The sequence below is a fragment of the Frondihabitans sp. Leaf304 genome, assembly GCF_001423105.1.
Taxonomy (GTDB): Bacteria; Actinomycetota; Actinomycetes; order Actinomycetales; family Microbacteriaceae; genus Frondihabitans.
On the sequence record NZ_LMNV01000002.1, the window covers coordinates 287867 to 303276 of the forward strand.

Genomic DNA, 15410 nt, shown 5'->3' on the forward strand with positions numbered 1-15410 from the left:
GCGCCGTGAGAAGTGGCCGAGCGCGCGCCCGACGTCAGCCGAGGAGCGCTCGGCGCAGCGTGTCGAGGCCTACTCCCCCGAGTGCGAGGGCCTCGGAGTGGAATCGACGAACGTCGAACGAGTCGCCCTCGCGCCGTGCCCGCTCGGCCCGCAGATCTTCCCAGACCCTCTGGCCGACCTTGTATGAGGGAGCCTGCCCCGGCCAGCCGAGATAGCGGTCGATCTCGAATCGCAGGGTCGCTTCGGCCTCGTGCGCGTTGTCCATCAGGAATGCGAGGGCCTTGGCGTGGTCCCACACGCCGCCGGCCTCGCGAGATGGTGTGCCCGGGAACTCCTTGCCGAGGTGCACACCGAGGTCGATCACGACTCGTGCGGCCCGCATGCGCTGGCCGTCGAGCATACCCAGCCGGTCGGCGGGGTCGGCGAGGTAGCCGAGTTCGTCCATGAGGCGCTCCGCGTAGAGCGCCCAGCCCTCGGCATGGCCCGAGGTGCCGGCGATCGATCGACGGTAGGTGTTGAGCGACGCTCTGTTGTAGACGGCTTGGCCGAGCTGCAGGTGATGTCCCGGCACACCCTCGTGGTAGACCGTCGTCTTCTCCCGCCAGGTCGTGAATCGCGTCGTGCCGACGGGAACCGACCACCACATGCGGCCGGGCCTCGAGAAATCGTCACTCGGGCTGGTGTAGTAGACGCCGCCGTCTTTGGTCGGGGCGATGCGGCACTCGAGCGTGCGAATGGCCTCGGGAATGTCGAAGTGGGTCCGGCCCAGTTCGTCGACCGCCCGGTCGCTCGTCTCTTGCATCCAGCTCTGCAGAGCAGCGGTGCCGTGCAGGCTGCGGGAGTCGTCAGCGTCGAGCACTTCGATGGCGCGCTCGACCGTGGCCCCCGGCTCGATCATCTGGGCGATCGCCTCCTGCTCGGCGGTCATGCGCGCCAGCTCGACTCGACCCCACTCGTAGGTTTCGTCGAGGTCGACGGTGGCACCGAGGAAGCGTCGCGAGTGGAGCTCGTAGGCCTCGCGACCGACTCCGTCGTGCTCGGTGGCAGCCGGAAGCAACTGCTCGACGAGGAATGCCCGGAAGCGGAGGTAGGCAGCCGCCGCACTGGCGGCGTTCGCCGAGAGCTCGTCGCGCAGGGCCTCCGACACCGGCTCTCCCGATTCGAGACGAGGATCCGCGGCGAACGTCGAGAAGAAGCCGTCCTGGGCCGTGTTGCGCACGCACTGCTCTGCCACCGCCTCGACCTGGCGCTTGGCGGGGACGACGCCCTCGTCGATGCCGTGCACGAGCGTGATCGTATAGCCGTGGAGGGCAGTCTCGACCTCGGCTAGGCGACCGGCGACGGCCTTCCAGTGGGCCTCGGTCGCCGTGGGCATCAGGTCGAAGACGTCGCGGATGCCCTGCGCCGGGGAGGCGATGACATTGAGGTCGCGAAGCTGCAGACGCCGCTCGTCGTACTCGAGGTCGAGTTGGAGCGAGGCGGTGAGATCATCTTTGGTCACTCGGTCGACATCGTCGGCGGGCTCGGTCGCCTCGAGTTCGGCGAGAGTTTCACGGACGGCCGCTACATACCGAGCCTGGCCTTCTGGTGAGTAGTCGGCGTAGCGGTTGGGCCCGCCCTCGCGCCCTAGCCAAATAGCCCAGTCGGGACTGAGGTCGACCAGAGTGTCGACCCATCGCTCGGCGATGGCATCGATGGGGGTACTCGAACGGACGGGGGCGGTGGCGTCGGTGCTCATGTACCGAGCCTAGCCAGGGCCTCCCCCATCGGCTCTCTACAGCTCGATCGACGAGCCCGACTGGATAGCCTCGACCAGGCGGGTGACGGCCGGATCGCCCATGAACAGTTGGAATGGGACGACGGGAGTGCCCTCGGGAGCAGCCTGTCGGGCGCGTGCGGCGAGGTTGTTCTGCGTGACGACGACGTCGGTGTCAGCGGGGATCTCATGAACGGCAGAGTGCGAGACCTCGACACCGCTCTTCTTCAACTGCTTCTTGAGCGTGGTCGCGAGCATGATGCTCGAGCCCATGCCGGCGTCGCAGGCGACCACCAATTTCTTGACGTGTGCTCCATCGAGGGTGGCCACGGTAGCTCCTAGGTCGGCGGCGGGGATTACCCAATGATGCTCCGCGCGAGGGTGTGGTGCCCACGAGGCCGGAGGCACGTTGGTGGAGGCGCACGCACAGCTGCCCGAGCCCCCGGGCTCGGGCGGCGGTCAGTCAGTGCGCGGCGGCATCCCAGCTCTCGCCGAGGCCGACCGAGACGTCCAGGGGAACACGGAGCTCGGCCGCCGAGCCCATCCGGCGCCGAACGACGTCTTCGACTATCTCGGCCTCCCCCTCGGCGACCTCGACGATGAGTTCGTCGTGCACCTGCAGCAGCACCCGCGACTGCAGCTCGCGCTGGTCGATCTCAGAGCGGACGCCGAGCATGGCGCGCTTCATGATGTCGGCGGCGGAGCCCTGGATCGGGGCGTTCAAAGCGGCGCGCTCGGCATTTTCACGGAGCACGCGGTTCGACGACTTCAGGTCGGCGAACGGGCGCCGACGCCCGAAGATCGTCTCGGTGTAGCCGTCGTCGCGGGCTTGCTCGACGACGTTGCGGAGGTACACGCGCACCGCCCCGAATCGCGAGAAGTAGTCGGTCATCAACTGCTTCGCCTCGGCGGTCTCGATACGCAGCTGCTTCGACAGCCCGAAGGCGCTCAGCCCATAGGCGAGGCCGTACGACATGGCCTTGACCTTGGTGCGCATCGCGGGGCTGACCTCGGAGGGCTCGACGCCGAAGATGCGGGCCCCGACGAAGCGGTGCAGGTCTTCACCCTCGGTGAACGCGGTGATGAGGCCTTCGTCGCCCGAGAGGTGCGCCATGATCCGCATCTCGATCTGCGAGTAGTCGGCCGTCAGGAGCGTCTGATAGTCGGGACCATGCTGGAATGTGGCCCGGATCTCGTGGCCGACCGCGGTCTTGACCGGGATGTTCTGCAGGTTCGGGTCGATCGACGAGATTCGGCCGGTGGTCGTTCCGGTCTGGTCGTAGGTCGTGTGGATGCGGCCGTTGTCGTCGATCGCCTTGTCGAGAGTGTCGATGATCTGGCGCAGCTTCGTGGCGTCGCGATGCTTGAGAAGGAGCCCCAAGAAGGGATGGGGGTGCTTCTCTTGCAGGTCGGCGAGGGAAGCCGCATCGGTCGAGTAGCCGGTCTTCATCGAGCGGGTCTTCGGCATGTCGAGCTGCTCGAAGAGGACCTCTTGCAGCTGCTTGGGCGAGCCGAGGTTGACCTCACGGCCGATGACCTCGAAAGCCTCGGCCGCGAGCGTCGCCGCCGTGTCGGCCAGGCGTGCGGAGAGGGCTCGAAGCGCGGGGCGGTCGGTCGCCACGCCAGTGAGTTCCATATCGCCGAGAACCGGAACGAGCGGAAGCTCAAGATCACGCAACACGCCCCGGGAGCCCTCGTCGAGCAGCTCGTCGAGCTCCGCGGAGACACGGAGGGCGAACCACGCCTCGGCAGCGGCACCGCTGGCGTCGTCGGCGGGCACGAGTTGGTCGGGGTCGGCGACCGGCATGCGTTCGGCCAGGTGCTCGTAGACCAGGTCGGCGAGTGCGAACGAAGTACGCCCCGGTCGCAGGAGCCACGCGGCGATGCGCGGGTCGCCGACGAGGCCGGTCAGGGTGAGGCCGACTCGCTTGAGCGCCTTGTACGCGCGCTTGGCGTCGTGCACGACTTTCGGTGAGTCGGCGTCGAGCCACGCCTCGAGAGCCACGTAGTCGCCTCGGCCCGCCGCCCAGGGGATGTAGACCGAATCGTCGCTGGCCGCGATGCCGAGGCCGGTGACTGTGCCGTCACTGCCGTACTCGACCGACACGCCGACCGGCGGTTTGTCGGCGGCGGCGTGGGTGCGCAGCCAGTGCGCCAGCTCTTCGTCGACGAGTGTGCGAACGACCGGGACGACGGGGCCGGAGGGTGCCTCGGGCTCGGCGGCGACGCCTGCGGTGGGAGCCGAGGATCCGGCGGCACCGCCCTCGGCCAACGCGACCACGCGCTCGAGCAGCGTGCGGAACTGCAGTCGATCGAACACCTCGCGCACGGCGGGCACGTCGATCGGGCGTCGCTCGAGATCGTCGGGGCCGACCGGCAGATCGACGTCGGTGACGAGACGGTTGAGTTTGCGGTTGCGGACGGCGCGGTCGTACTGCTCGCGGAACTTGTCGCCGACGACGCCCTTGATCTCGTCGCGGTGCGCCACGACCTCGTCAAGAGAGCCGAACTGGTTGATCCACTTCACGGCCGTTTTCTCGCCGACCTTGTCGACGCCGATCAGGTTGTCACTCGTCTCGCCGACGAGGGCCGCGACCTCGGGGTACTGGTGGGGTTCGATGCCGTAGCGCTCGAACACCTTGTCGCGGTCGTAGCGCGTGAGATCGGTGACGCCGCGGGCCGAGGGGTAGAGCAGTGTGACGTCGTCGTTGACCATCTGGATGGCGTCGCGGTCACCCGAGACCACGAACACCTTGTAGCCGCCGGACGACCCCCGGGCGGCGAGGGTGGCGAGGATGTCGTCGGCCTCAAAGTCTTCTTTGGTGATCGTGGTGATGCCCATCGCGTGCAGCGCCTCTTCGAGCAGAGGGATCTGACCGACGAACTCGACCGGAGTCTCGTTTCGGGTGCCCTTGTACTCGGGGTATTCACGCGTGCGGAACGAATACCGGGAGATGTCGAAGGCGACCGCCAAGTGAGTCGGCTTCTCGTTCTTGAGCAGGTTGAGCAGCATCGAGATGAAGCCGTGGATGGCGTTAGTGTGCTGGCCGTCACGATTGACGAAACTGTCGATGGGCAGGGCGTAGAAGGCCCTGAAGGCCAGGGAATGACCGTCGATTACGAGAAGGGTAGGCTTTTCTGAGCTCGGCACCCCGTCAGCCTAGCCGCCCCCTCCGACACTCGTCTTGGCCTCGGATCCTGGGCTCTTTTCCCTCTCGCCGCCCTGGAGAAATCGTGACCGACCAGCCGTTCAGCCCCGCCGCCCTCGCCTTCCTCGACGGCCGCGGCGCCGGCGAGCTCGCCGAGAAGATGGGCATCGAGATCGTTGCGCTGAGCGCCGAGCACGCGGTCGCCACCATGCCGGTCGACGGCAATCGGCAACCGGTCGGCATCTTGCACGGCGGGGCTCACGTCGTGCTCGCCGAGTCGCTCGGGTCGATGGCCGCGAGCGTCCACGCCGGGCCGGGCCGCATCGCCATGGGCATCGAGCTCAACGCCTCGCACAGCCGGGCCGCCTCGTCGGGCGTCGTCACGGGCACGTGCACCGCGATCCACCTGGGCCGCACGCTGACGACGCACGAGATCGTCATGACCGACGAGGAGGGGCGGCGCCTCTCGACGGTGCGGATCACCAACATCCTTCGCGATGCGCGTACCTCTTAGGCGGCTGTTGGCTGGAGCCTTGGCCGCGCCCCTTTTGCAAATGTGAAGGAGAAACCTCGGCGAGCTGACGAATTCATAGGGATCTGCGGGCGCGAGGGCGAAAATCTCCTTCAAATTCGAAGGAGAGGGGCGGGCACGTAGAAGCGGCCGGCTCCCAGAGGGAACCGGCCGCCGCGGTGAGTACAGCTACTTCTTGACGCTTACTTCTTGACGCTTACTTCTTGACGCTGAGCTGCTCGATGATGGCCTGGGCGACATCGTGCATGGTGAGACGGCGATCCATCGACGCCTTCTGGATCCAGCGGAAGGCCTCGGGCTCGGTGAGACCCATCTTCTCGTTCAGCAGGCCCTTGGCGCGATCGACGAGCTTGCGCGTCTCGAAGCGCTCGACCAGGTCGGCGACCTCGGCCTCGAGGGTGATGATCTGCGTGTAGCGCGAGAGAGCGATCTCGATCGCGGGCAGGAGGTCGTTGGGGGTGAACGGCTTGACGACGTAGGCGAGGGCGCCGGCCTCGCTGGCGCGCTCGACGAGCTCCTTCTGGCTGAAGGCGGTGAGAAGAACCACGGGAGCGATGTGATTCTTCGACAGTGTCTCGGCCGCGGAGATGCCGTCGAGCTTGGGCATCTTGACGTCCATGATCACCAGGTCGGGACGAAGTTCGGTGGCCAGTGCGACCGCAGTCTCGCCGTCGCCCGCCTCGCCGACGACCTCGAAGCCGTTGTCGCGAAGGATCTCGACGATGTCGAGACGGATGAGTGACTCGTCTTCGGCGACGACTACTCGGCGGGGAGCTGCTGGTGTTGCTTCTAGGTCACTCACGATTGGAATCCTACCGGTCTGTTCTGAGGAGGGGGCTCGCATCGTCGCGATCCCGACCGGAGCCTCGGTGGAGACGCGGCCAGGGTGCGAATGGCGGGACTCGAACCCGCAAGCCGTGAGGCAGAGCATTTTGAGTGCCCCGTGTATGCCAATTCCACCACATTCGCGCAGTCGTCGATCCTAGCGGACAGGTCGCCGTCGCTGGTGTTCGCGCCCTCGCCTCGAGGCCGGACGGCCCAAAAGAATCACTTTCTTCGCGACTTTGTGGCTGGAATCCCCCCGCGAGTCATCGTCCTGGGCTACGGTTGTCAGTACTGGTTGTTGTGTTACGCATTTGTACTTCGCGATGGGGCACGCGGCATCGGTTCGTCTTTCAGGCGAAACGGTCGTCCGAGTCTTATCGTTCTTAGAGGGAGCGGACCAAAAAAGCACCGCGACGAGAGATCCCACAGGTAAGGGATCGAACACCTCTGATTGAAGGAATAGAAAAATGGCAACAGGCACCGTGAAGTGGTTCAACTCCGAAAAGGGCTTCGGCTTCATCACCCCCGACGACGGATCCACTGACGTGTTCGCGCACTTCTCTGCGATCTCCGGCGACGGCTACCGCAACCTCGAAGAGAACCAGAAGGTCGAATTCGAGACCGCTCAGGGCAACAAGGGCCTCCAGGCCGAGAACATCCGCGTTCTCTAAGACCCCCGCACTTCGAAAGACCCCGTCTGCTTCGGCAGGCGGGGTCTTTTCGCGCGCACCAGCTCTTTGCGCGCGCGACAGCCTGTTCTAGTGGCGCGGAGACGCGTTCAGCGCGGAGTGGCCAACCCGAGCAACTCGGCAACCGGCTCGAAATCGTGTCGCGCCGTGATGTACGCCAACTCGGCCAGCGCACCCGCTGCGGCCGCGGTCGACGTCGTCGCCCCCGTCGACGACGGTGTCGAGACCCGAGGATCCGGCACGAACGGCGCATCATCCCGCGCAGCGAGGGCGGCTCGATACCGCTTGGTCACGACGCTCCACAGCACGAGCTCGTCGGCCGTGGCATCGTCGGGTGCCCCGCGAGCGACGTCTCCCGGGATCTCGACGGCGGGAAGCCGGACCACTTCGGGCTCGGGCTTCCGGCCGAGACACGCCTCGCGGATCCCGTAGGCGCTGGCGAAACCGACCAGGCCGCCGAGAATGAACATCATGAGCAGCGCAACAGGGTCGGCCAGATTGGACGACCTGATTGCCGAGGCATCGATCAGGATGCCACCGGCCACTCCCCCGACCACGACGCTCCAGTGAATGCGAGGGCGGCGGTGGTGCGGTGAACCCGGACGGGCCCAGCTGGCCTGAGTCTCGGCGACGTCGTGCCCGGTGTCGGAGGGGACGGCGTAGAGCCGTGCGCCGAGCATGAAGCATCCGGGATGCGAGCCGTTGATCGCCATGGTGACGATCCTAGGATCGGGTGAGCGGTGGGATCCTCGATTCTCAGGAGGAACACGGCCCTGAAGGAGACGGACCGACAGAGAAGGCCGGCACCTCCGAAGAGGTGTCGGCCTTCTGTGTCGAGACGACTAGTCGCGGGCGTACGCCGGTGCCGCGCCGGCGTGCGCGTCGCCCACCCGGTGGACGCGGAGGTCGTTAGTCGATCCCGAGATTCCGGGAGGGGAACCGGAGATGACGATGACCTTGTCGCCGGTCTCGGCGAGAGTGTTGCCCAGGAGGACGTCGTCGACCTGGCCGAACATCGCGTCGGTGTGCGTGACCGGGTCGACGAGGTACGACTGGACGCCCCAGCTCATCGCCATGCGACGGCGGATCGCCTCGTCGGTCGTGAAAGCGACGATCGGAATCGCGTGACGCAGACGCGCCATGCGGCGAACGGTGTCGCCACCCTCGGTGAAGACGCACACGTAGCTGGCCTGGACGAATTCGGCGACCTCGGCCGCAGCCAGAGTGATAGCGCCACCGAGGGTGCGCGGCTTGGTGCCGAGCGCGGGAATGCGCTCGAGGCCGTGCTCTTCGGTCGAGGCGACGATGCGAGCCATGGTCTGCACCGTGATGACCGGGAACTCGCCCACGCTGGTCTCACCCGACAGCATGACTGCGTCGGCTCCGTCGAGAACGGCGTTCGCGACGTCGGAGGTCTCGGCGCGGGTCGGGATGGGCGAGGAGATCATGGACTCGAGCATCTGAGTCGCGACGATGACCGGCTTCGCCATGCGGCGGGACAGCTCGACTGCGTGCTTCTGCACGATCGGGACCGCTTCGAGCGGGAGTTCGACGCCGAGGTCGCCACGGGCGACCATGATGCCGTCGAACGCGTCGATGATGGCCTCGAGGTTGTCGACGGCCTGGGGCTTCTCGATCTTGGCGTAGACGGGAACCTTGCGGCCCTCCTCCGCCATGATCTCGGCCACTCGATCGATGTCGTCGGCATTTCGCACGAACGACAGGGCGATGAAGTCGGCGCCGAGCTTGAGGCCCCAGCGCAGGTCGGCCTCGTCTTTGTCGGAGAGGGCGGGCACGTTGACCGCGACTCCGGGCAGGTTGATGCCCTTGTTGTTCGAGACCGTACCGGCGACGACGACCTCGGTCGTGACGACGGTGCCGTCGGTGTCGAGCACCCGGAGCTTCACCCGGCCGTCGTCGACGAGGAGCGGGTCGCCCGCGGAGACGTCTTGAGGGAGACCCTTGAAGGTCGTGCCGCAGATCTCTTTGGTGCCGAGAATGTCTTCGGTCGTGATCTTGAAGATGTCACCGACGGCCAGCTCGTGCGGCCCATCGGAGAACTTGCCCAGGCGGATCTTCGGACCCTGGAGGTCGACCAGGACGGCGACGGCGCGGCCCGAATCGGCGGCCGCCTGGCGGACGTTGTCGTAGACACCCTGATGGACGTCGTATGTGCCGTGGCTCAGGTTCATCCGCGCGACGTCGACTCCGGCATCGATGATGGCCCGGATGTCTTCATAGCTCGAAGTCGCCGGCCCGAGGGTGGCGACGATCTTTGCACGTCTCATTTGTTCCTTCGTTGGAGGTGGCTGCGTCGGTGGAACTGATGCACGCAGGTGACGGTTGAGGCCGCGTCGCCAGTTTATTCCCGCAAAGCGGCTGGAATCTAACCGGCGGATGGCTGGAGGGCGAGCAATCGGTTAGAGAGACAGAGCCCGGTCGGTCGGCTTGACCGGCGAGGGCAGAGAAGTCGCACCCTCGAGGTACTTGTCGACGGCGGCCGCTGTGGCGCGGCCCTCGGCGATGGCCCACACGATGAGCGACTGACCGCGTCCGGCGTCACCCGTGACGAACACGCCCGGCTGGCTGGTCTCGTACGACACGTTGCGCTCGATCATGCCGCGGTCGGTGAAGGGCATCTCGAGCTGGCCTTCGAGGGCCTCGCGCTCCGGACCGGTGAAACCGAGTGCGAGCAGGACCAGGTCGGCCGGGATCTCGCGCTCGGTGCCGGACTTCGGCACGCGGCGGCCGTCGACGAACTCGGTCTCGGCCACGCGGATGGCCCGAACCTCGCCGACGTCGTTCGAGAGGAACTCGACCGTGGAAGCGAGGTACTCCCGCTCGCCACCCTCTTCGTGAGCACTCGCGACCTCGAAGAGCGTCGGCTGCATCGGCCAGGGCTGGCTGTCGGGGCGCTCCGACGGAGGCTGCTGGCCGATAGCGAGGTTGGTGACGCTGAGCGCGCCCTGGCGGTGCGCGGTGCCGATGCAGTCGGCACCGGTGTCGCCGCCGCCGAGCACGACGACGTGCTTGCCCTCGGCCGAGATCTGATCGCCGAGCGAATCGCCGGCCCCGATCCTGTTCTGGGCCACGAGGTACTCCATGGCGAAGTGGACGCCGGGCAGGTCGCGGCCCGGGATCGGCAGGTCTCGGGGAACGGTCGCCCCGGTCGCCACGATCACGGCGTCGTAGCGAGCGCGGAGGTCATCCCAGGCGATGTCACGACCGATCTCGACGCCCGCGCGGAAACGGGTGCCCTCTGCTCGCATCTGAGCGAGACGGAGCTCGATCTGCTTCTTCTCCATCTTGAAGTCGGGGATGCCGTAGCGGAGGAGGCCGCCGATGCGGTCGTCGCGCTCGTAGACGGCGACGGTGTGGCCTGCGCGGGTGAGCTGCTGAGCCGCAGCCAGGCCGGCAGGGCCGGAGCCGACGACGGCGACGGTCTTGCCGGTGAGACGCTCGGGCGGGTGCGGGGTGACCCAGCCGTTCGAGAAGGCCTGATCGATGATCGAGACCTCGACCTGCTTGATCGTGACCGGCGGCTGGTTGATACCCAGCACGCAGGACGATTCGCAGGGCGCGGGGCAGAGTCGACCCGTCCACTCCGGGAAGTTGTTCGTCGCGTGCAGACGCTCGATGGCCTGGCGGCCCTCACCGCGCCACATGAGATCGTTCCATTCAGGGATGAGATTGCCGAGGGGGCAGCCCTGGTGGCAGAACGGCACGCCACAGTCCATGCAGCGACCCGCCTGACGGCGCAGTTCACCGCTCTCCTGCTGCTCGTAGACCTCTTTCCAGTCCATGAGCCGGACAGAGACGGGACGACGCTGGGGAAGCTCGCGCTTCTGGACCTTCAGAAAACCTTTGGGGTCAGCCACCGGTCACCTCCATGATTCGATTCCAGACCTCGTCACCGTCGAGGTCGAGGCCCTCGGCAGCAGCGGTCTTACGGGTTTCCATGACAGCGGCGTAGTCGCGAGGCAGCACCTTCACGAACTCCTCCGCGGACTTCTCGATGTCGACGAGCAGCTTCTCCGCCACCGGCGATCCGGTTTCGGCGAGGTGCTGTTGAAGGAGATCCTCGAGGATCTCGATGTCCGCACTTCCGAGCGGCTGGAGCAGCAGCTCGCCGGCCGTCAGCGAGTCGTCGTTGACGTTCTCGCGGCGGAGACCGCGCACGTAGGCGGTACCGCCCGACATGCCGGCGCCGAGGTTGCGGCCGGTCTCCCCGAGGATGACGGCGAGACCGCCCGTCATGTATTCGAGCGCGTGGTCGCCCACGCCCTCCACGACGGCGCTGGCGCCCGAGTTGCGGACCAGGAAGCGCTCCCCCACGATGCCGCGGATGAACATGCTGCCCTGGGTCGCGCCGTAGCCGATGACGTTGCCGGCGATGACGTTGTCTTCGGCCGGGAAGCTCGCCTCCTCGGGCGGACGCACGATGACCGTGCCGCCGGAGAGGCCCTTGCCGACGTAGTCGTTGCTGTCGCCGACGAGTCGCAACGTGATGCCCGCCGGAAGGAAGGCACCGAGCGACTGCCCGGCGGATCCTCGGAGGGTGATGTCGATGCTGCCCGCGGGGAGGCCGTGCTCGCCGCGCTGAACGGTCACCTCGTGGCCGAGCATCGTTCCGACGGCACGCTCCGTGTTGCGGATCGGGAGGTCGAGCGCGATGGAGCCGCCGGTGGCGATGACATCGGCGGACGCGGCGATGAGCTGGTTGTCGAAGTGCTTCTCGAGCTCGTGATCCTGCTGGACGAAGTTGCGGCGCGGCTCGTCGTCGGCGAACACCGGGCCGACGAGCACGGGAGAGAGGTCGAGCCCCGACGCCTTCCAGTGGTCGATGGCGCGGTCGACGCCGAGCAACTCGTGGTGGCCGATCGCCTCGTCAAGCGAGCGGAAGCCGAGCTCGGAGAGGTACTCGCGCACCTCCTGTGCGAGGAACTCGAAGAAGTTGACGACGTGCTCGGCCTTGCCGGTGAACCGGGCGCGGAGTTCGGGGTTCTGCGTGGCGACACCGACGGGGCAGGTGTCGAGGTGACAGACCCGCATCAGGATGCAGCCCGACACGACGAGGGGTGCGGTCGCGAAACCGAACTCCTCACCACCGAGCAGGGCGGCGACGATCACGTCGCGACCGGTCTTCATCTGACCGTCGACCTGAACGACGACCCGGTCGCGCATGCCGTTCATCATGAGCGTCTGCTGCGTCTCGGCCAAGCCGATCTCCCACGGGGTTCCCGCGTGCTTGAGCGAGTTGAGCGGGCTGGCACCGGTGCCACCGTCATGGCCGGAGACCAGGACGACGTCGGCGAGAGCCTTGGTCACACCCGCGGCGACGGCGCCGATGCCCGATTGCGACACGAGCTTCACGTGCACCCGAGCGGTCGGGTTGGCGCGCTTGACGTCGAAGATCAGCTGCTTGAGGTCTTCGATCGAGTAGATGTCGTGGTGCGGCGGCGGCGAGATGAGGCCGACACCAGGTGTCGCGTGACGAGTGCGGGCCACCCAGGGGTACACCTTCGACGGTGGCAGCTGACCGCCCTCGCCGGGCTTGGCACCCTGAGCCATCTTGAGCTGGATGTCGGTCGCGTGCGTCAGGTACATGCTCGTGACACCGAACCGCCCGGAGGCGACCTGCTTGACGGCGCTGCGACGCTCCGGGTCGAGGAGACGGTCGACGTCTTCGCCGCCCTCGCCGGTGTTCGACTTGCCGCCAAGGCGGTTCATCGCGATCGCCAGCGTCTCGTGAGCCTCTTTCGAGATGGAGCCGTAGCTCATCGCACCCGTGGAGAAGCGCTTGACGATCGACTCCACCGACTCGACCTCGTCGAGGGGAACAGTCGGGCGGGCGTGTGTGCGGAGAGTGAAGAGACCTCGGAGCGTCATCAACTGCTCGGCCTGGTCGTCGACCATCTTCGTGTACTCGCGGAAGATGTCGTAGCGCCTCGTGCGAGTCGCGTGCTGCAGGCGGAACACCGTCTCGGGGTTGAAGAGGTGGGGCGGACCCTCACGGCGCCACTGGTACTCGCCGCCGGTCTGGAGGCGCTCGTGAGCGGGGCTCGCACCGTCGGCCGGGTAGGCGCTGAGGTGACGCTCGGCGTTCTCGGCCGCGATCACGTCGACGCCGACACCGCCGAGGCGGGTCGAGGTGCCGGTGAAATAGGTGTCGATGAACTCCTGGCTGAGGCCCACGGCCTCGAACGCCTGGGCGGCCGCATACGACGACACGGTCGAGATGCCCATCTTCGACATGATCTTGAGCACGCCCTTGCCGAGCGCCTTGATCACGTTCTTCACGGCCTGCTCCGGCGACATGCCGGTGATCATGCCGCTACGGACGAGGTTCTCGCAGGTCTCCATCGCCAGGTACGGGTTGATCGCCGACGCACCGTAGCCGATGAGGGTCGCCACGTGGTGGACCTCGCGCACGTCGCCGGCCTCGACGATCAAGCCGACCTTCATGCGGTTCTCGGTGCGGATGAGGTGGTGGTGGACCGCCGCGAGCATGAGCAACGACGGGATCGGCGCGAACTCCGCGGTGGAGTCGCGGTCGGACAGCACGATGAACTCCGAGCCCTCGGCGATCGCCTCGTCGACCTCGGCGCAGAGGGCCGCGATGCGGTCCTCCATCGCGCGCGGACCCTGGTCGACGCGGTACAGACCACGAAGAGTTGCGGTGAGACGCGAGCCGGGTGCGGGATCGATGTGCTGGATCTTGGCTAGCTCGTCGTTGTCGATCACCGGGAAGTCGAGGATCACCTGGCGGGCGTGCTCGGGCGTGGCGTCGAGCAGGTTGCGCTCCGGGCCGAGCCCGAGCTTCAGCGACGTCACGACCGATTCGCGGATCGAGTCGAGCGGCGGGTTCGTCACCTGGGCGAACTGCTGCGTGAAGTAGTCGAACAGGAGGCGCGGACGATCGCTGAGCACCGCGATGGGGGTGTCGCTGCCCATCGCGCCCAACGGCTCTGCACCGGCCTTGGCCATCGGGGTCAGCAGGATCCTGACCTCTTCTTCGGTGTAGCCGAACGTGCGCTGGCGGCGCGTGACCGACGCCGGCGTGTGCACGATGTGCTCGCGCTCGGGGAGGTCTTTGAGGTGGATGCGACCCATCTCGAGCCACTCGCCGTACTCCTCGGACGAGGCGAGCTGCTGCTTGATCTCGTCGTCTTCGATGATGCGGCCGGCCTCGGTGTCGACCAGGAACATCTTGCCGGGGCGCAGACGGCCCTTTCGGACGATCTTCGACTGGTCGATGTCGGGCAGCACGCCGATCTCGCTGGCGAGCACCACGAGTCCGTCGTCGGTGACGAGGTAGCGACCCGGGCGGAGGCCGTTGCGGTCGAGGGTGGCACCGGCAAGCGAACCGTCGGTGAAGGTAATCGCCGCTGGGCCGTCCCATGCTTCCATGAGCATCGAGTGGTACTCGTAGAAGTCGCGGAGCACCGGGTCGATGCCGACCTGGTTCTCCCATGCCTCGGGAACCATCATCATGATCGCGTGCGGCAGCGAGCGACCGGTCAGGCTGAGGAGCTCGACCACCTCGTCGAACGAGGCCGAGTCGCTGTTGCCGGGCGTGACGATGGGCAGCAGCGGGGTCACGTCACCGATCAGCTCGGACTCGAGCTGCGACTGCCGGGCCCGCATCCAGTTGCGGTTGCCGCGGACCGTGTTGATCTCGCCGTTGTGCGCGATCATGCGGAACGGCTGCGCAAGGGGCCACGACGGGAACGTGTTCGTCGAGTAGCGCGAATGCACGATAGCCAGCTTCGAGGCCACCCGCTCGTCGGAGAGGTCGGGGTAGAACGGCTCCAGCTGGAGGGTCGTGACCATGCCCTTGTAGACCATGGTGCGGCTCGAGAGCGACGTGAAGTAGGCGCCGAGCTCGCGTTCGGCACGCTTGCGCATGCGGAACGCCAGGCGGTCGAGGGCGACGCCTTCGACGTGGTCGGAGCCGTGCGCGGCCGCGACGAAGAGCTGCTCGAAGGCCGGCATGGCGTTGCGAGCCAGGGTGCCGAGCTCGCCGGAGCGCACGGGGACGTCGCGCCAGCCGACGACCCGGAGGCTCTCTTCGACCACGATCTTCTCGATCGCCGCCTGAAGGGTCTTCCGCTCGTCGAAGTCGGTGGGGAGGAAGGCGATGCCGACCGCGTAGTGACCCGCCTCGGGCAGGTCGAACTCGACCACCTCGCGGAAGAAAGCGTCGGGAACCTGCATCAGGATCCCGGCACCGTCGCCCGTGCCGGCGTCCGAGCCGACCGCCCCGCGGTGCTCGAGGTTGCGCAGGGCCCCGAGCGCGGCATCGATGATGTCGTGGCCCGGGGTGCCGCGGAGCGTGGCGACCATGGCCAGTCCGCAGGCGTCTTTCTCCTGGGCAGGGTCATAGAGACCCTGGGCGGCGGGAATGGTGCTGAAGGTCTGGTGCGCTGGCGTGAGAGCCATGTCGATCCGTCCTCACG

At 67.0% G+C, this 15410-nt stretch carries 10 protein-coding genes and 1 tRNA gene; 2 read left to right on the forward strand and 9 right to left on the reverse strand.

Translation table 11 applies throughout. The features are described from left to right. Positions 1-34: 34 nt before the first annotated feature. The 3 genes from ASF54_RS01285 to polA form a co-directional block, all read right to left on the reverse strand. Complete coding sequence (locus tag ASF54_RS01285; RefSeq protein ID WP_055957828.1) at positions 35-1738, reverse strand: DUF885 domain-containing protein; 1704 nt, start codon at positions 1736-1738, stop codon at positions 35-37. Positions 1739-1774: 36 nt separating this feature from the next. Then, the gene (locus tag ASF54_RS01290; RefSeq protein ID WP_055957831.1) at positions 1775-2086 is read right to left on the reverse strand and encodes a PTS lactose transporter subunit IIB; all 312 of its coding nucleotides are present in this window, start codon (positions 2084-2086) and stop codon (positions 1775-1777) included. Between the two features lie 133 nt (positions 2087-2219). Continuing rightward, a complete protein-coding gene (polA, locus tag ASF54_RS01295; RefSeq protein ID WP_055957834.1) occupies positions 2220-4907 on the reverse strand; it encodes a DNA polymerase I in 2688 nt (895 codons plus the stop codon). Between the two features lie 158 nt (positions 4908-5065). Here polA and ASF54_RS01300 point away from each other — a divergent pair, with 158 nt between their 5' ends. Continuing rightward, a complete protein-coding gene (locus ASF54_RS01300) occupies positions 5066-5419 on the forward strand; it encodes a hotdog fold thioesterase (RefSeq protein ID WP_084816109.1) in 354 nt (117 codons plus the stop codon). Between the two features lie 214 nt (positions 5420-5633). On the opposite strand, the gene ASF54_RS01305 is transcribed toward ASF54_RS01300, so the two are convergent. Continuing rightward, positions 5634-6239, reverse strand: coding sequence for an ANTAR domain-containing response regulator (locus ASF54_RS01305; RefSeq protein ID WP_055961824.1), 606 nt, complete (start codon positions 6237-6239; stop codon positions 5634-5636). Positions 6240-6324: 85 nt separating this feature from the next. Next, positions 6325-6406 (reverse strand) — tRNA-Leu (locus tag ASF54_RS01310). Positions 6407-6729: 323 nt separating this feature from the next. On the opposite strand from ASF54_RS01310, the gene ASF54_RS01315 reads away from it, so the two are divergent. Continuing rightward, positions 6730-6933 (forward strand): cold-shock protein, encoded by a 204-nt coding sequence (locus tag ASF54_RS01315; protein WP_055957839.1) that lies wholly within the window; start codon positions 6730-6732, stop codon positions 6931-6933. Positions 6934-7040: 107 nt separating this feature from the next. On the opposite strand, the gene ASF54_RS01320 is transcribed toward ASF54_RS01315, so the two are convergent. The 4 genes from ASF54_RS01320 to gltB form a co-directional block, all read right to left on the reverse strand. Further along, positions 7041-7664: a hypothetical protein gene (locus tag ASF54_RS01320; protein ID WP_055957842.1), complete on the reverse strand. Its 624-nt coding sequence runs from the start codon at positions 7662-7664 to the stop codon at positions 7041-7043. Between the two features lie 129 nt (positions 7665-7793). Beyond that, positions 7794-9239, reverse strand: a complete 1446-nt coding sequence (gene pyk, locus ASF54_RS01325) for a pyruvate kinase (protein ID WP_055957844.1) — start codon at positions 9237-9239, stop codon at positions 7794-7796. Between the two features lie 132 nt (positions 9240-9371). Then, complete coding sequence (locus ASF54_RS01330) at positions 9372-10829, reverse strand: glutamate synthase subunit beta (protein WP_055957847.1); 1458 nt, start codon at positions 10827-10829, stop codon at positions 9372-9374. Next, on the reverse strand, positions 10822-15393 hold the full coding sequence (gene gltB / locus ASF54_RS01335) for a glutamate synthase large subunit (RefSeq protein WP_055957849.1): 4572 nt from the start codon (positions 15391-15393) through the stop codon (positions 10822-10824). The genes ASF54_RS01330 and gltB overlap by 8 nt, the downstream gene beginning before the upstream one ends. Positions 15394-15410 lie beyond the last annotated feature (17 nt).